The sequence below is a fragment of the Citrobacter sp. CK189 genome, assembly GCF_030333505.1.
Taxonomy (GTDB): Bacteria; Pseudomonadota; Gammaproteobacteria; order Enterobacterales; family Enterobacteriaceae; genus Citrobacter_B; species Citrobacter_B koseri.
Genome location: NZ_JAOWFV010000040.1, coordinates 1 through 18034 on the forward strand (window position 1 = coordinate 1; position 18034 = coordinate 18034).

General features: G+C 55.7%; 13 protein-coding genes. 7 read left to right on the forward strand and 6 right to left on the reverse strand.

Annotation, left to right across the window (positions count from 1 at the left end):
* Nucleotides 1–95: 95 nt before the first annotated feature.
* Nucleotides 96–533 (reverse strand): acetyltransferase, encoded by a 438-nt coding sequence (locus tag OGV83_RS18390; protein ID WP_012134678.1) that lies wholly within the window; start codon nt 531–533, stop codon nt 96–98.
* 156 nt (nt 534–689) lie between these two features.
* Here OGV83_RS18390 and metA point away from each other — a divergent pair, with 156 nt between their 5' ends.
* The 4 genes from metA to aceK all read left to right on the forward strand — a co-directional run bounded on the left by metA (nt 690) and on the right by aceK (nt 6650).
* Nucleotides 690–1619 (forward strand): homoserine O-acetyltransferase MetA, encoded by a 930-nt coding sequence (metA, locus tag OGV83_RS18395; protein ID WP_012134677.1) that lies wholly within the window; start codon nt 690–692, stop codon nt 1617–1619.
* A 268-nt stretch (nt 1620–1887) separates the two neighbouring features.
* On the forward strand, nt 1888–3489 hold the full coding sequence (gene aceB / locus OGV83_RS18400; protein ID WP_012134676.1) for a malate synthase A: 1602 nt from the start codon (nt 1888–1890) through the stop codon (nt 3487–3489).
* A gap of 31 nt (nt 3490–3520) precedes the next feature.
* A complete protein-coding gene (gene aceA / locus OGV83_RS18405) occupies nt 3521–4825 on the forward strand; it encodes an isocitrate lyase (RefSeq protein ID WP_115626198.1) in 1305 nt (434 codons plus the stop codon).
* A 97-nt stretch (nt 4826–4922) separates the two neighbouring features.
* Nucleotides 4923–6650: a bifunctional isocitrate dehydrogenase kinase/phosphatase gene (aceK, locus tag OGV83_RS18410; RefSeq protein ID WP_115182236.1), complete on the forward strand. Its 1728-nt coding sequence runs from the start codon at nt 4923–4925 to the stop codon at nt 6648–6650.
* An 83-nt stretch (nt 6651–6733) separates the two neighbouring features.
* Here the strand turns inward: aceK and iclR are convergent, their stop codons facing one another.
* Nucleotides 6734–7558, reverse strand: coding sequence for a glyoxylate bypass operon transcriptional repressor IclR (gene iclR / locus OGV83_RS18415; RefSeq protein WP_047459716.1), 825 nt, complete (start codon nt 7556–7558; stop codon nt 6734–6736).
* Nucleotides 7559–7755: 197 nt separating this feature from the next.
* On the opposite strand from iclR, the gene metH reads away from it, so the two are divergent.
* The gene (gene metH, locus OGV83_RS18420) at nt 7756–11439 is read left to right on the forward strand and encodes a methionine synthase (RefSeq protein WP_286464315.1); all 3684 of its coding nucleotides are present in this window, start codon (nt 7756–7758) and stop codon (nt 11437–11439) included.
* 210 nt (nt 11440–11649) lie between these two features.
* Nucleotides 11650–13281, forward strand: a complete 1632-nt coding sequence (locus OGV83_RS18425) for a Na/Pi cotransporter family protein (protein ID WP_024130841.1) — start codon at nt 11650–11652, stop codon at nt 13279–13281.
* 116 nt (nt 13282–13397) lie between these two features.
* Here OGV83_RS18425 and pepE read toward each other — a convergent pair whose 3' ends face one another.
* On the reverse strand, nt 13398–14087 hold the full coding sequence (pepE, locus tag OGV83_RS18430; RefSeq protein ID WP_286464318.1) for a dipeptidase PepE: 690 nt from the start codon (nt 14085–14087) through the stop codon (nt 13398–13400).
* A 227-nt stretch (nt 14088–14314) separates the two neighbouring features.
* Here pepE and rluF point away from each other — a divergent pair, with 227 nt between their 5' ends.
* A complete protein-coding gene (gene rluF / locus OGV83_RS18435; RefSeq protein WP_012134668.1) occupies nt 14315–15190 on the forward strand; it encodes a 23S rRNA pseudouridine(2604) synthase RluF in 876 nt (291 codons plus the stop codon).
* Here the strand turns inward: rluF and OGV83_RS18440 are convergent.
* The 3 genes from OGV83_RS18440 to lysC all read right to left on the reverse strand — a co-directional run bounded on the left by OGV83_RS18440 (nt 15187) and on the right by lysC (nt 17982).
* Nucleotides 15187–15459, reverse strand: coding sequence for a YjbD family protein (locus OGV83_RS18440; protein WP_012134667.1), 273 nt, complete (start codon nt 15457–15459; stop codon nt 15187–15189). The two genes, rluF and OGV83_RS18440, sit on opposite strands and share 4 nt — an antisense overlap.
* Nucleotides 15460–15589: 130 nt before the next feature.
* Nucleotides 15590–16528, reverse strand: coding sequence for a ketopantoate/pantoate/pantothenate transporter PanS (panS, locus tag OGV83_RS18445; protein WP_101744391.1), 939 nt, complete (start codon nt 16526–16528; stop codon nt 15590–15592).
* Nucleotides 16529–16620: 92 nt separating this feature from the next.
* Nucleotides 16621–17982 (reverse strand): lysine-sensitive aspartokinase 3, encoded by a 1362-nt coding sequence (gene lysC, locus OGV83_RS18450; protein ID WP_012134664.1) that lies wholly within the window; start codon nt 17980–17982, stop codon nt 16621–16623.
* Nucleotides 17983–18034: the final 52 nt, after the last annotated feature.

The window sequence follows — 18034 nt, forward strand, 5'->3', positions numbered from 1 at the left end:
AGGCATTAATTAAAGTGAAGAGGCCATCCTGAGGGATGGCCTTTTTGCGTTCATGCGCCCGGGTGCAGCCGGATGTCGGCCGCGCCTTATCCGGCCTACGTATGAACCAGATTCAATAACGGATACGGTCTGCCAAGATCGTCTACCTCTGAACGTCCTGTCACTTTAAATCCCATCTTTTTGTAGAACCCAACCGCTTGTTCATTCTGTTCGTTAACGTTGGTTGTTAACTCGGGGGCCAGCGTAAACGCATGCTCAACCAGCAATTTCCCTACGCCGCAGCCACGAACGTCGGGATCGACAAACAGGGCATCCATGTGCTGCCCGGTCAGCAGCATAAACGCGATGGGCTCATCCTGCTCTGTCACTGCCACCCATAACGGCGCTTCTGGTAAAAAAGAACGCACCAGCTCTTCCAGCTCGCTCCGATAGGATGCAGACAGGAAATGGTGCGTAGCATCAACAGAACGACACCAGATAGCAATCAGTTTTTCCCCTTCATCCTGCCGCGATCGGCGAATGCTAATAACCATATTATCTCCTTTTCTTTGTGCTTATATTCTATCGTAAACACCGCCGTGAAACTTTCTCACCTTCAACATGCAGGCTCGACATTAGAAGAATTTCTGGGTATCTTCAGCTATCTGGATGTCTAAACGTTTAAACGTATGTAGTGAGGTTATCAGGTTATGCCAATTCGCGTGCTGGACGAGCTACCCGCCGTCAATTTCTTACGTGAGGAAAACGTCTTTGTTATGACGACATCCCGCGCTTCTGGCCAGGAAATTCGTCCGCTGAAGGTACTTATCCTCAACCTGATGCCGAAGAAGATCGAAACGGAAAACCAGTTCCTGCGCCTGTTGTCAAACTCACCGCTTCAGGTCGATGTTCAGCTCTTGCGGATTGATGCTCGTGAATCGCGTAATACACCGGCAGAGCATCTGAACAACTTCTACTGTAACTTCGAGGATATCTGCGATCAGAACTTCGATGGGCTGATTGTCACCGGTGCGCCTCTGGGCCTGGTGGAGTTTAATGATGTTGCGTATTGGCCGCAGATTAAGCAGGTGCTGGAGTGGGCAAAAGATCACGTCACCTCAACGCTGTTTGTCTGTTGGGCGGTACAGGCCGCGCTTAATATTCTCTATGGCATTCCGAAGCAAACCCGCACAGATAAACTTTCCGGCGTCTACGAACATCACATCCTTCATCCTCATGCTTTACTGACTCGTGGTTTTGATGATTCATTCCTTGCTCCGCACTCACGCTATGCCGACTTCCCGGCGGCGCTGATTCGGGACTATACCGACCTTGAGATCCTCGCGGAAACCGAAGATGGAGATGCCTACCTGTTCGCCAGCAAAGATAAACGAATCGCGTTTGTAACCGGTCACCCGGAGTACGATGCCCATACGCTGGCCAGTGAATATTTCCGGGATGTTGAAGCAGGTTTAAGTCCGAATGTACCGTACAACTATTTCCCGAAAAACGATCCGCAAAACAAACCTCGCGCGACCTGGCGCAGCCACGGTAATTTGCTGTTTACCAACTGGCTCAACTATTACGTCTACCAGATCACGCCATATGATCTGCGTCACATGAATCCAACGCTGGATTAATCTTCTGTAGCGCACGATCCTAAAGCGTTTCAGCATGTTGAAACAGGCACCTTCGGGTGCCTTTTTTATTTCTGAAATGTCGCTCATCTTGTAATTAAACTTTATTTTTATTGTTATCAATAAGTTAATTGATAATTAAATTAAAAATGGAAATTGTTTTTGATTTTGGAATTTAATTGAGTAGTCTTAGTTGTGCTGAACGAAAACCACACAACGATCCTTCGTTCGCATTGGGGATGTATTCGGATCAATGACGAGGAGCTGCATAATGAATCAACAGGCAACGACAACCGATGAACTGACCTTTACCAGGCCGCATGGTGAGCAGGAGAAGCAAATTCTGACCGCTGAAGCGGTAGAGTTTCTGACCGAACTGGTGACGCGTTTTACGCCAAAGCGTAACAAACTCCTCGCTGCTCGTATTCAGCAACAGCAGGATATTGATGACGGTAAGTTGCCTGATTTTATTTCGGAAACCGCTTCCATTCGTGAGGGTGACTGGAAAATTCGCGGCATTCCTGACGATTTACAGGATCGTCGCGTGGAAATCACCGGCCCGGTAGAACGTAAAATGGTGATTAACGCGCTGAATGCTAACGTGAAAGTGTTCATGGCCGACTTTGAGGATTCACTGGCGCCGGAGTGGAGCAAAGTGATTGATGGCCAGATCAACCTACGTGATGCGGTGAACGGCACCATCAGCTACACCAACGAAGCCGGGAAAATCTATCAACTCAAGCCGGACCCGGCGTTACTGATTTGTCGCGTACGCGGTTTACACCTGCCGGAAAAACATGTGACCTGGCGTGGCGAAGCCATTCCTGGCAGCCTGTTTGATTTCGCTCTCTACTTTTTCCACAACTATAAAGCGTTGCTGGCAAAAGGCAGCGGTCCGTATTTCTACCTGCCGAAAACTCAGGCCTGGCAGGAAGCCGCCTGGTGGAGCGAAGTCTTCAGCTATGCCGAAGACCGTTTTAATCTGCCGCGCGGCACCATCAAAGCCACCTTGCTGATTGAAACGCTGCCTGCCGTCTTCCAGATGGATGAGATCCTGCACGCGCTGCGTGACCATATTGTTGGTCTTAACTGCGGCCGCTGGGATTACATTTTCAGCTATATCAAAACACTGAAAAATCACCCGGATCGCGTCCTGCCGGACCGTCAGGTGGTGACGATGGATAAACCGTTCCTCAGCGCCTATTCACGGCTGTTGATCAAAACCTGCCACAAGCGCGGCGCATTTGCGATGGGCGGCATGGCGGCGTTTATCCCGAGCAAAGACGCCGAGCGCAACAATCAAGTGCTCAACAAAGTGAAAGCGGACAAAGCGCTGGAAGCCAATAACGGTCATGACGGCACCTGGATCGCGCACCCGGGGCTGGCGGACACCGCGATGACGGTCTTTAACGAGGCGCTGGGCGAAAACCAGAACCAGCTGTTTGTTACCCGCGATGAAGATGCGCCCATTACAGCCGAACAGCTGCTGGCGCCCTGCGAGGGCGATCGTACCGAAGAGGGGATGCGCGCCAATATTCGCGTGGCGGTGCAGTACATCGAAGCATGGATCTCCGGCAATGGCTGCGTACCGATTTATGGCCTGATGGAAGATGCGGCAACGGCTGAAATCTCCCGTACCTCTATCTGGCAATGGATTCATCACGAGAAAACCCTGAGCAACGGCAAACCCGTCACGAAAGCGCTATTCCGCCAGATGCTGGCCGAAGAGATGCTGGTGATCCAGGATGAGCTGGGAGAGCACCGCTTCAGCAGTGGGCGCTTTGATGAAGCCGCGCGCCTGATGGAGCAGATCACTACCTCTGATGAACTGATCGATTTCTTGACCCTGCCAGGCTACCGCCTGCTGGCTTAACTCACCACATAACAATATGGAGCATCTGCACATGAAAACCCGTACCCAACAAATCGAAGAGTTACAGAAAGAATGGACGCAACCGCGCTGGGAAGGCATCCGTCGCCCGTATAGCGCGGAGGAAGTGGTGAAATTACGCGGCTCGGTCAACCCGGAATGTACGCTGGCGCAGCTTGGCGCAGCCAAAATGTGGCGTCTGCTGCATGGCGACGCGAAAAAAGGCTACGTCAATAGCCTCGGCGCACTGACCGGCGGCCAGGCGCTGCAACAGGCGAAAGCGGGCATTGAGGCGGTCTATCTGTCCGGCTGGCAGGTGGCGGCGGACGCTAACCTGGCCTCCAGCATGTACCCGGATCAGTCGCTGTACCCGGCAAACTCTGTTCCGGCGGTCGTGGATCGGATCAACAACACTTTCCGTCGTGCGGATCAGATCCAGTGGGCATCCGGCATTGAGCCTGGCGATCCGCGCTTTGTCGATTACTTCCTGCCGATCGTTGCCGATGCGGAGGCCGGTTTTGGCGGCGTACTGAACGCGTTTGAACTGATGAAATCGATGATCGAAGCCGGTGCAGCGGCTGTTCACTTCGAAGATCAGCTTGCGTCGGTGAAGAAGTGCGGTCATATGGGCGGCAAAGTTCTGGTGCCGACGCAGGAAGCCATTCAGAAACTGGTGGCTGCGCGTCTGGCGGCTGACGTGATGGGCGTACCGACGTTGCTGATTGCCCGTACCGACGCGGATGCGGCAGATCTGATAACCTCCGACTGCGACGCGTACGACAGTGAATTTATTACCGGCGAACGCACCAGCGAAGGCTTCTTCCGCACGCGTGCCGGTATTGAGCAGGCGATCAGCCGTGGTCTGGCGTATGCGCCTTACGCAGACCTGGTGTGGTGCGAAACCTCCACGCCGGACCTTGAACTGGCGAAGCGCTTTGCCGATGCCATCCATGCGAAATACCCGGGTAAACTGTTGGCCTACAACTGCTCGCCGTCGTTCAACTGGCAGAAGAACCTGGACGATAAAACCATCGCCAGCTTCCAGCAGCAGCTGTCGGACATGGGCTACAAGTACCAGTTCATCACCCTGGCGGGCATCCACAGCATGTGGTTCAACATGTTCGACCTGGCACATTCCTATGCGCAGGGTGAAGGCATGCGCCACTACGTTGAGAAGGTTCAGCAGCCAGAATTTGCGGCGGCCAAAGACGGTTACACCTTCGTGTCCCATCAGCAGGAAGTGGGGACAGGCTACTTCGACAAAGTGACCACCATTATTCAGGGTGGCACCTCCTCAGTGACGGCATTAACGGGTTCTACTGAAGAATCGCAGTTCTGATTCATGCCGGATGGCGCTTACGCTTATCCGGCCTACCCCGAACCGTAGGCCGGATAAGGTGCTTGCTCCGCCATCCGGCAACCGATGAGGACAAACCATGTCGCGTGGCCTGGAATTACTGATTGCTCAAACCATCCTGCAAGGCTTTGACGCGCAGTATGGTCGATTTCTGGAAGTGACTTCCGGCGCGCAGCAGCGCTTTGAACAGGCCGACTGGCATGCTGTGCAGCAGGCGATGAAAAGCCGTATCCACCTCTACGATCATCACGTTGGTCTGGTGGTGGAACAGTTGCGCTGCATTACTGACGGCAAAAGCACCGATGCGGCCTTTTTACTGCGTGTCAAAGAGCATTACACCCGGCTGTTGCCGGATTACCCGCGCTTCGAGATTGCGGAGAGCTTTTTTAACTCCGTCTACTGTCGGTTATTTGACCACCGCTCGCTCACTCCCGAGCGGCTTTTTATCTTTAGCTCCCAGCCTGAACGCCGGTTTCGCACGATCCCGCGCCCGCTGGCGAAAGATTTCTTCCCCGATCACGGCTGGGAACCGCTGTTGACGCGTATTCTCAGCGATCTACCGCTGCGTTTGCCCTGGCAAAACAAAAGCCGTGATATTCATTACATCATTGCTCACCTGACGGAAACGTTCGGAGCGGAGGCTTTGCACCGCAGCCATTTGCAGGTGGCGAATGAGCTGTTTTATCGCAATAAAGCCGCCTGGCTGGTGGGGAAGTTGCTGACCCCAGCCGGCACGTTGCCGTTTTTGCTGCCGATTCATCGCACCGATGAAGGCGAACTGTTTGTCGATACCTGCCTGACCACCACGGCTGAGGCCAGTATCGTGTTTGGTTTTGCCCGTTCCTACTTCATGGTGTACGCGCCGTTGCCCGCCGCGCTGGTTGAGTGGCTGCGTGAGATCTTGCCAGGTAAAACCACCGCCGAGCTGTACATGGCGATTGGCTGTCAGAAGCATGCGAAAACCGAGAGCTATCGCGAGTATTTACTGTATCTGGCGAACAGCGATGAGCAGTTTATTGAAGCGCCCGGTATTCGCGGCATGGTGATGCTGGTGTTTACGCTGCCGGGCTTTGACCGGGTGTTTAAGATCATCAAGGATACGTTTGCCCCACAAAAAGAGATGTCGGCCGCCCATGTGCGCGCCTGCTATCAACTCGTTAAAGAACACGATCGCGTCGGGCGGATGGCCGATACGCAGGAGTTCGAGAACTTTGTGCTGGAGAAGCGGCGAATCGCGCCAGCGCTGATGACGCTGTTGCGCCAAGAGGCGCCGGAGAAAATCATCGATCTTGGCGATCAGATAGTGATTCGCCATCTCTACATTGAGCGTCGTATGGTGCCGCTGAATATCTGGCTGGAGCAGGTGGAGGGCCAGCAACTGCGTGACGCGATTGAAGAGTACGGCAATGCGATTCGCCAGCTTGCCGCCGCCAACATCTTCCCCGGCGACATGCTGTTTAAAAACTTTGGCGTCACCCGCCACGGGCGCGTGGTGTTCTACGATTACGATGAAATTTGCTACATGACGGAAGTGAATTTCCGCGATATTCCGCAAGCGCGCTACCCGGAAGATGAGCTGGCCAGCGAACCCTGGTACAGCGTTTCGCCAGGGGATGTTTTCCCGGAAGAGTTTCGCCACTGGCTGTGCGCTGACCCAAGAATTGGGCCGTTATTTGAGGAGATGCACGCCGACCTGTTCCGCGCCGACTACTGGCGGGCGTTACAGACGCGTATTCGCGAAGGGCACGTGGAAGATGTTTACGCCTATCGGCGCAAACAGCGGTTTTGCTTCAGATTTGCGGCTTGACGCCCGGTGGCGCTGCGCTTACCGGGCCTACACGTGACTGTAGGCTGGATAAGGCGCTTGCGCCGCCATCCGGCAAGCCTTGCTTATCTAAACCCGCCGTATGCCAGCGTGACTTCTTTCGCCGCTTTAATCACCATCGCGCCAAACTCGGTGACACGATCGTCAGTGATGCGGGAAATCGGCCCGGAAATTGAGATCGCGGCAAACGGCTCGCGGTGCTCGTCGTAAATGCACGACGCAACGCAACGCAGGCCAAGCGCGTGCTCTTCATCATCAAAGGAATAACCGCGCTTGCGCGTCTGGGCGAGGTCGTCTTTCAGATGTACCGGCGACACCAGCGTGGCGTGGGTATAGGCATGCAGCCCTTTACGGTGCAGCAGGCCAGTCACCTGCTCTTCGCTGAGTTGCGCCAGAAACGCTTTCCCGGCGCCGGAAGCGTGCATTGGCAGTTTGCCGCCGATGGGCGCAGACATGCGCATCAGCTGTGTGCACTGTACCTGGTCGATAATAATCGCCTGGTGATCGCTCTGATCCAGCACCGCCAGATTGACCGTCTCGCCGGAGTCTTCCATCAGTTTGCGCAGGATAGGATGGACAATCGCCAGCAGATTACGGCTCTGCAAAAAACTGCTGCCGACGATAAACGCATGGGCGCCCACGGCCCAGTGGCCCAGCTCTCCCACCTGCCGCACAAAGCCCTGCTGCTGCATGGTGGTCAACAAACGGTGAGTCGTGGAGTTCGGCAGGCCCGCCTGCTGCGCCAGTTCGGTCAGCGCGACGCTGCCGTTGGATTCGGCAATCCACTCCAGCAGCTTCAGGCCACGGGTCAGCGACTGAACCTGCCCGGTTGCGGGCGCAGTGGCAGCGGCGGGTTTTCTACCGCGTTTCGCGGGGACAGGGGCAACCATGGCGGACTCCTTTTCTGTATCGTGGAAATCATTTTCGTTTTATTAAAATATAATGCAAGAATTCCTGCACTGATCGGAGGAGTGAAGCTGAACATGTCTCATGTTGCCCGTTGTTCTCTTTTCCGCCTGTCGTGTTTATGCCAGTATGGTTTGTTGGCCTTTTTTCGGTCCAGGTTGAGTGTTGTCGGGAGCAAGTCGTGAGCAGCAAAGTTGAACAACTGCGTGCGCAGTTAGATGAACGTATTCTGGTTCTGGATGGTGGCATGGGGACAATGATCCAGAGCTATCGCCTGAGTGAAGAGGATTTTCGCGGCGAGCGTTTTGCTGACTGGCCCTGCGATTTGAAAGGCAACAACGACCTGCTGGTACTCAGCAAGCCGGAGGTGATTACTGCGATTCATCACGCTTACTTTGAGGCGGGTGCGGATATCATCGAAACCAACACGTTTAACTCCACGACGATTGCGATGGCGGATTACCAGATGGAATCCCTGTCGGCGGAAATCAACTTTACCGCTGCGAAACTGGCCCGCGCCTGCGCCGATGAATGGACGGCGCGCACGCCGGAAAAACCGCGCTACGTTGCGGGCGTGCTTGGCCCAACCAACCGTACCGCATCCATCTCGCCGGACGTGAACGACCCGGCGTTTCGCAATATCTCCTTCGATCAGCTGGTCGCGGCCTATCGCGAATCCACCAAAGCGCTGGTGGAAGGCGGGTCAGACCTGATTCTGATTGAAACCGTCTTTGACACGCTGAATGCGAAAGCCGCCGTTTTTGCGGTGAAAGAAGAATTTGAAGCACTGGGCGTCGAGCTGCCGATTATGATCTCCGGCACGATTACCGATGCGTCCGGGCGCACGCTCTCCGGCCAGACTACCGAAGCGTTTTATAACTCGCTGCGCCATGCCGAAGCGCTCACCTTCGGTCTTAACTGCGCGCTGGGGCCGGATGAACTGCGCCAGTATGTGCAGGAACTGGCGCGCATTGCTGAATGCTATGTCACCGCGCACCCGAATGCCGGTCTGCCTAACGCCTTCGGCGAATACGATCTTGATGCTGATACGATGGCGAAGCAGATCCGCGAGTGGGCGGAGTCGGGCTTTCTCAACATTGTCGGCGGCTGCTGTGGGACGACGCCGGAACACATTGCCGCGATGAGCCGCGCGGTTGATGGTTTAGCGCCGCGTAAACTGCCCGATATTCCGGTTGCCTGTCGCCTCTCTGGCCTTGAGCCGTTGAATATTGGCGATGACAGCCTGTTTGTAAACGTGGGGGAGCGTACCAACGTTACCGGTTCCGCTAAATTTAAGCGGCTGATCAAAGAAGAGAAATACAGCGAAGCGCTGGATGTCGCCCGCCAGCAGGTGGAGAGCGGCGCGCAGATTATCGATATCAACATGGATGAGGGGATGCTCGATGCCGAAGTCGCGATGGTGCGCTTCCTCAACCTGATTGCCGGTGAGCCGGATATCGCCCGCGTACCGATCATGATCGACTCCTCAAAATGGGAGGTCATCGAAAAAGGGCTGAAATGCATTCAGGGTAAAGGCATCGTTAACTCCATTTCGATGAAAGAGGGCGTGGAAACCTTTATCCACCATGCGAAGCTGCTGCGTCGCTATGGTGCGGCGGTGGTGGTGATGGCCTTTGATGAACAAGGGCAGGCCGATACCCGCGCGCGTAAGATCGAGATTTGCCGCCGGGCGTACAACATTCTCACCAAAGAGGTGGGCTTCCCGCCGGAAGACATTATCTTTGACCCGAACATTTTTGCCGTAGCGACCGGTATCGACGAGCACAACAACTACGCGCAGGACTTTATCGGCGCCTGTGAAGATATCAAACGCGAACTGCCGCACGCGCTGATCTCCGGCGGCGTCTCTAACGTCTCCTTCTCGTTTCGCGGCAACGACCCGGTGCGCGAAGCGATTCATGCGGTGTTCCTCTACTACGCCATCCGTAACGGCATGGACATGGGGATCGTCAACGCCGGGCAACTGGCGATTTATGACGACCTGCCCGCCGAACTGCGCGACGCGGTGGAAGATGTGATCCTCAATCGCCGCGACGATAGCACCGAGCGTCTGCTGGCGCTGGCGGAAAAATACCGTGGCAGCAAAGCCGATGATTCAGCCAATGCGCCACAGGCGGAATGGCGCAGTTGGGAAGTGAAAAAACGCCTTGAGTATTCGCTGGTAAAAGGCATTACCGAGTTTATCGAACAGGATACCGAAGAAGCCCGTCAGCAGGCGACGCGTCCGATCGAGGTTATCGAAGGGCCGCTGATGGACGGTATGAACGTGGTGGGCGACCTGTTCGGCGAAGGCAAAATGTTCCTGCCGCAGGTGGTGAAATCGGCCCGCGTCATGAAGCAGGCGGTGGCGTATCTGGAACCGTTTATTGAAGCCAGCAAAGAGCAGGGCTCCAGCAACGGTAAAATGGTTATCGCCACCGTGAAGGGCGACGTGCATGACATTGGCAAAAACATTGTTGGCGTCGTTTTACAGTGCAACAACTATGAAATCATCGATCTTGGCGTCATGGTGCCGGCAGAAAAAATCCTCAAAACCGCGAAAGAAGTGAATGCGGATTTGATTGGTCTCTCCGGCCTGATTACCCCGTCGCTGGATGAAATGGTCAACGTGGCGAAGGAGATGGAACGTCAGGGCTTCACCATCCCGCTGCTGATTGGCGGCGCGACCACGTCCAAAGCGCACACGGCGGTGAAGATTGAGCAGAACTACAGCGGCCCGACGGTCTATGTCCAGAACGCCTCGCGTACCGTGGGCGTCGTGGCGGCGTTGCTGTCTGAAACCCAGCACGATGAGTTTGTCGCCCGTACCCGTAAAGAGTATGAAACCGTGCGCATCCAGCATGCGCGTAAGAAACCGCGCACGCCGCCAGTGACGCTGGCCGCCGCGCGTGATAATGACCTGGCATTTGACTGGGAAAGCTATACACCGCCTGTCGCTCATCGTCTGGGCGTGCAGGACGTTGAGGCCAGTATCGAAACGCTGCGCAACTACATCGACTGGACGCCGTTCTTTATGACCTGGTCGCTGGCCGGGAAATATCCACGCATTCTCGAAGACGAGGTGGTGGGCGAAGAGGCGAAACGCCTGTTTAAAGACGCCAACGACATGCTGGATAAACTGAGTGCCGAGAAGACGCTCAACCCGCGTGGCGTGGTGGGGCTGTTCCCGGCAAACCGTGTGGGTGATGATATCGAAATTTACCGCGATGAGACGCGTACCCATGTGCTGGCGGTCAGCCATCATCTGCGTCAGCAAACGGAGAAGGTGGGTTTTGCCAACTATTGCCTGTCTGACTTTGTTGCGCCGAAACAGAGCGGCAAAGAGGATTACATCGGCGCCTTCGCCGTCACGGGCGGTCTGGAAGAGGATGCGCTGGCAGAGGCATTCGAGGCGCAGCATGATGATTACAACAAGATTATGGTCAAAGCGATCGCCGACCGTCTGGCGGAAGCCTTTGCGGAATACCTGCATGAGCGGGTGCGTAAAGTCTACTGGGGTTATGCGGCGAATGAGAACCTCAGCAACGAGGAGCTGATCCGCGAAAACTATCAGGGGATTCGTCCGGCGCCAGGCTATCCGGCCTGCCCGGAGCACACTGAGAAGGGCACCATCTGGCAACTGCTGGACGTGGAAAAACACACCGGCATGAAGCTGACCGAATCCTACGCCATGTGGCCGGGCGCTTCCGTTTCCGGTTGGTACTTCAGCCATCCTGACAGCAAGTACTACACCGTCGCGCAAATACAGCGCGATCAGGTGGAGGATTATGCGCAGCGTAAAGGGATGACGGTCGCGGAGGTGGAGCGCTGGTTGGCCTCCAACCTGGGCTATGATGCCGACTAGTTCATAAAACTGTCATTTTTCCTTACAACAAACAGGGTGCTCATCGGGCGCCCTGTCTCTTTATTGTTTTGAAACCCTTATACTGGAAGAAGGTTCACGGGGCTGCTTGCCGGATGGCGGCGTAAACGCCTATCCGGCCTACAAATATCCCCGTACGCCATCCGGTAAAAAGGCTGAACATCATAATAATGATAAGGAGTACCTGATTCTGTGTTAACTCTGCTACACCTGCTTTCTGCTGTTGCCCTGCTGGTGTGGGGCACCCATATTGTGCGTACCGGCGTGATGCGCGTTTTCGGCGCCCGTCTGCGTACCGTTCTCAGCCGCAGTGTTGAAAAGAAACCGCTCGCCTTCTGCGCGGGTATCGGCGTTACTGCGCTGGTGCAAAGCAGTAACGCCACGACTATGCTGGTGACGTCATTTGTCGCCCAGGATCTGGTCGCCCTGACGCCTGCACTGGTGATTGTGTTGGGGGCCGACGTGGGGACCGCGCTGATGGCGCGTATCCTTACCTTTGATTTGTCATGGCTATCGCCGCTGCTGATTTTCATCGGCGTTATCTTCTTTTTGGGGCGTAAGCAGTCACGCGCCGGACAACTGGGGCGAGTGGGGATCGGTCTTGGCCTGATACTGCTGGCGCTGGAGCTGATTGTGCAGGCGGTGACGCCGATTACTCAGGCGAATGGCGTACAGGTCATCTTCGCCTCGCTGACCGGCGACATCATGCTGGATGCGCTGATTGGCGCCATGTTTGCCATCATCAGCTATTCCAGCCTGGCTGCCGTCCTGCTGACGGCCACGCTGACGGCGGCGGGCATCATATCGTTCCCGGTCGCGTTGTGCCTGGTCATCGGCGCCAACCTTGGTTCCGGCCTGCTGGCGATGCTCAACAACAGCGCAGCCAATGCCGCCGCTCGCCGCGTGGCGCTGGGCAGTCTGCTGTTTAAGCTGGTGGGCAGCCTGATTATCCTGCCGTTTGTCCATGTGCTGGCCGATACGATGGATGCGTTACCGCTGCCAAAATCCGAACTGGTTATCTACTTCCACGTTTTTTACAACCTGGCGCGGTGTCTGGTGATGATTCCGTTCGCCGAACCGATGGCGCGTTTCTGTAAACGTATTATCCGCGATGAACCGGAACTGGATGCCCATCTGAAGCCTAAACATCTGGATGTCAGCGCGCTGGACACGCCAACGCTCGCGCTGGCCAATGCCGCCCGGGAAGCGCTGCGCATTGGTGATGCGATGGAGCAGATGATGGAAGGTCTGAAAAAGGTGATGCACGGCGAGCCGCGCGAAGAGAAAGAGCTGCGCAAGCTGGCGGATGATATCAACGTGCTTTACACCGCCATCAAACTCTATCTGGCGCGGATGCCGAAAGAGGAACTGGCGGAGGAAGAGTCGCGGCGCTGGGCGGAAATCATCGAGATGTCCCTGAACCTGGAGCAGGCCTCGGATATCGTCGAACGGATGGGCAGCGAGATTGCCGACAAGTCGCTGGCGGCGCGGCGGGCGTTTTCCATTGAAGGGCTGAAAGAGCTGGATGCGCTGTATGATCAGTTACTCAGCAACCTGCAACTGGCGATGTCGGTGTTTTTCTCCGGCGACGTTACCAGCGCCCGACGTTTGCGTCGCAGCAAACATCGTTTCCGTATTCTCAATCGTCGTTATTCACATGCGCATGTGGATCGCCTGCACCAGCAGAACGTACAGAGCATCGAAACCAGTTCATTGCATCTGGGACTGCTGGGCGATATGCAACGCCTGAATTCGCTGTTTTGTTCGGTGGCTTACAGCGTGCTGGAGCAGCCGGATGAAGACGACGAGCGGGATGACTATTGATTGCTGATTGCCGGATGGCGGCGTGAAACGCCTTATCCGGCCTACGTTATAAGCACTATCCTGTAGGCCTGATAAGCGTAGCGCCATCAGGCATTTTACATTCTACATGGCGACGATCAGAAGCGATGACCGGCTTCAAGAGGAACCGCTTCTTCACCCGCGTTGAACACATACGTCGTGTTCGGGCCGCCGAGCGTCGCCTGCCCCTTACTCACCTGAATCCAGTTGCCTTCCGGCAGGCCAATCACCGTTAACTCCGGCGCGACCACCAGCAGCTCGCGAATACGCTGTTCGCGGGTTTCGCCTTTGTGGCCTTCCGGCAACGCGTTAGTGAAGTGCGGGTTAATCTGCAACGGGAACAGACCCAGCGCATCAAATCCTTGTGGGTCAACGATCGGCATATCGTTGGTGGTGCGAATAGTCGGACAGGCAAGGTTCGCGCCCGCGCTCCAGCCGATATACAACGCGCCACGCTTAACGGTAGCCACGATGGGCGCCAGCAGCCCACGTTCACGGCTCTCTTTTAGCAACTGGAAAGTGTTCCCACCGCCGACAATCACCACTTCCGCATCGGCAATCGCTGCGACCGGATCGGCAACGCTATGAATACCGGTCACTGAAACGCCGAGCGGCGCAAGGACTGCGGCGGTTTTCGCTGTGTAATCGTCCCAGGTTTGCGTGACGCCAGCAAACGGGAGAAACACCGCTGAACGGCGGCCATGCAGTTGTTCCGCCACCAGCGGCAGCGCGTGTTCCAGCCAGGCTTTTCCCGGCAGAGTGGAGTTACTCAATAACAGCAGTTCCATGACATCTCCAGTAATCAAAAAGTAAAAACATCCGTGATGCTACCACCGCTCATCTTACCGCTTGCTGATGTGGCTCACGATGTGGTTATCGATATTCTGGAACGCGTCTCGCAGGGGGATTTCGTGATGTCATCGACTTTATGAGCAGCGGTGAGCCGCACTCCTGTCATTCGACGCTTTTTCCCTGACCGCAAGGTGCGGTATATTTCGCTTTTACAGGAGAATTTATGCTGCCCGACTCATCTGTCCGATTAAATAAATACATCAGTGAAAGCGGAATTTGCTCGCGTCGCGAGGCGGATCGCTACATTGAACAAGGGAATGTCTTCATTAATGGCAAACGCGCCACCATTGGCGATCAGGTGATGCCTGGCGACGTGGTGAAGGTGAATGGTCGGTTGATTGAGCCGCGCGAAGCGGAAGATCTGGTCTTTATCGCGCTGAACAAGCCAGTAGGGATTGTCAGTACCACGGAAGACAGCGAACGCGATAACATCGTGGACTTCGTGAACCATAGCAAACGTATTTTCCCGATTGGCCGCCTGGATAAAGACTCCCAGGGGCTTATCTTTCTTACCAATCACGGCGATCTGGTCAACAAAATCCTCCGTGCCGGTAACGATCACGAGAAAGAGTATCTGGTCACGGTTGATAAGCCGGTAACGGATGACTTTATTCGCGGTATGGGCGCGGGCGTCCCGATCCTCGGCACGGTGACCAAAAAGTGCAAGGTGAAGAAGGAAGCGCCGTTTGTTTTCCGCATTACCCTGATTCAGGGGCTGAACCGCCAGATCCGCCGCATGTGCGAGCACTTTGGCTATGAAGTGACGAAACTCGAACGCACGCGCATTATGAACGTGAGTTTATCCGGTCTGCCGCCCGGCGAGTGGCGGGATCTGACGGATGACGAACTCATCGCTCTGTTTAAGCTGATCGAAAACTCTTCATCAGAAGCCAAACCGACGTCGAAGGCGAAAGCGAAGCCGAAAACGGCGGGCATTAAGCGTCCGGTGGTGAAAATCGAAAAAACCAACGAGAAAGCGCGCCCGGCGTCAAACGGAAAACGCTTTACCTCGCCGGGGCGGAAGAAGAAAGGGCGTTAACGTCTGCCGCGCGTCGGCGTATTGGCCGACCAGGAAAACGACGCCTCAGTATCTGGTTTATAAGCCTGCTTTTTCTTCAACTGGCGGGCTTTTTTGGCCTCTGCTTCGCGCAGCGCCATTAACTTATCAATGTACTCCTTTTTCACGCTGTTGGTTTCCGCATTCGTGAGCGGACGGCCATGTGCAATGCGCGCGCGGTCGAGCAGCGTTTTCAGTTCACGCTGCTCGCGCTCGGTCATCTCTTTTTGGGTGATGCGTGGGAGTGCCATAAATGTACCCTCGGTCAGTCAGATAACCCAGTGTACGGCAAAGTGCAGAGGCTGTGTAGGCCGGATAAGGCGTTAGCCACCATCCGGCGACGTGCACGGATTGCGCCTGATGGCGCTACGCTTATCAAGTCTACACCTTCACCCTATCACGCGGCTTCTCGGCAATCGGCTTGCCTGACCAGTAACCGGCCAGCAGTGAGCCGGAGAGGTTATGCCAGACCGAGAACAGCGCGCCGGGGAGCGCGGCCAGCGGAGAGAAGTAAATTTTACCGAGCGCCGCCGCAAGGCCGGAGTTCTGCATTCCAACTTCAATCGCCAGCGTGCGGCAGGTGGACTCATCAAAGCCAAACAGGCGACCGCCCCAGTAACCGCCGAGCAGACCAATGGTGTTGTGCAGGATCACCGCCACAATCACCACAAAACCAACGGATGCGATATGCGAGGCGGAACCGGCCACCACTGCGCTGATGATCGCCAGAATGCACACCATTGAGAACGCAGGCAGATAAGGCTCCACGGTTTTTACCACGCGAGGAAACAGGTGGTGAATGACCAGCCCAAGCGCGATTGGAATCACGACGATCTGTAAAATGCTGAGCAGCATCCCCATCACATCCACCTGAATATGCGCATCCACATACAGGCGCGTCAGCAGCGGTGTCGCGACCACGCCAACCAGCGTGGAAACCGATGAGATGGTAACCGAAAGCGCCACATCCCCTTTCGCCAGATAGATCATGACGTTAGATGCCGTTCCGCTGGCGACGCTGCCCACCAGTACCATCCCGGCTGAGAGGTCCGGCGGCATGTTAAACAGTATCGCCAGTAGCCAGGCGGCGAGCGGCATCACCAGGTAATGCAGGAAAATACCGGCAGCGACAGGCGCCGGGCGGGAAAGCACGCGTTTAAAGTCGTCGAGCTTAAGGTGTACACCCATGCCGAACATAATCAGCATCAGCAGCGTGGTCACCCACGAGCCAATGGGGGTGAAAGTCGATGGCGTGTAATACGCAATAACAGAGAGCAGCAGCGCCCACAACGGGAACAGCCGGGTGATAACGGATAACATAATAAATTCCTTGCAGTATTGTCGTGTTGTTTAGTTATAAAAAAGCCGGGTTCGAGCCCGGCTATAGGTATTATTTATCGCGTGAGGAAATTTTATTCAAACAAATTATGATGAAGCTTCTGCACGACCTGCTCCGCTTCGGTGCCAGGCACCAGGAAACAGAGGTTATGGCTGGATGCGCCATAGCAAATCATGCGGATATTGAACGGCTCCAGTACGCCGAACACTTCTTTACCGACGCCGCAGGCTTTAGACAGATCGTTGCCAATCAGCGCAACCAGCGCGAGATTTTCTTCCACTTCTACCCGGCATAGCGCGGAAAGCTCCATCAGCAAAGACTGCGTCAGCAGCGTGTCGCCCGTTGAAGTGGAACCGGTGGTATCCAGCGTCAGCGCCACGCTCACTTCCGAGGTGGTGATTAAATCTACGGAGATATTGTGCCGCGCCAGAATGCCGAACACTTCCGCCAGGAAACCACGCGAATGCAGCATATTCAGGCTGTGCAGCGTTAACAGCGTCTGTTTGCGACGCAGCGCCAGCGCGCGGAAGAGCGGTGGGTTTTGGGTTTTATTGCATACCAGAGTCCCGCCCGCTTTTGGATCTTTACTGGAGCCGACGAAAACCGGGATATCGCTGCGTACGGCGGGCAGCAGCGTTGCAGGATGCAGCACCTTCGCGCCAAAGGTCGCCATTTCCGCCGCTTCTTCAAAGGCGATTTCATCGATACGCTGCGCGGCAGGCACCACGCGCGGGTCGGTGGTGTAGATGCCCGGCACATCCGTCCAGATATCGACGCGCGCCGCGTGCAGCGCTTCTGCAAGCAGCGCCGCCGTGTAGTCGCTGCCGCCGCGTCCCAGCGTCGTTGTGCGGCCTTTGCTTTCGCTGCCGATAAAGCCCTGGGTGATGACCAGACCCTCTGCCAGGCGTGGGGCAAGCTGTAGCGTAGCCAGCTCCGACAGCGCTGCGATATCCGGTTCCGCGCGGCCAAAACGATCGCTGGTGCGCATCACCTTACGCACGTCAAACCACTGCGCCTGAATATTGCGCTCGCGCAGGATCTCCACAAACAGCAGGGTGGACATCAGCTCGCCGTGGCTCACCAGCTCGTCGGTCAGGGCCATTGACGTCGCCAGTGAAGCTGCTTCGGCAAGCGTGGTAATGTTTTCCAGCAGACGCTCGATCTCTTCGCGGATAACGTTCGGGTAACGCAGACGCTCCAGAATATCGAACTGAATTTTACGGATGGCGTCGAGTTTTTCGAAGCGCTCTGGCGGTTCCAGCCCTTCTGCCAGCGCTACCAGCAGATTGGTGACGCCCGCAGAGGCGGAAAGCACCACTAAGCGTGCGTTAGCATCGGAAAGCACCACGTCGGCGCTACGGTTCATGGCGTCAAAATCGGCGACGCTGGTTCCGCCAAATTTGGCGACGACGAGCGGGGAAACAGCAGTTGTCATATCAACCTCGTGTCAGGGAATGAAAAAAGCGACCATGGCACAAGGGCAGAAC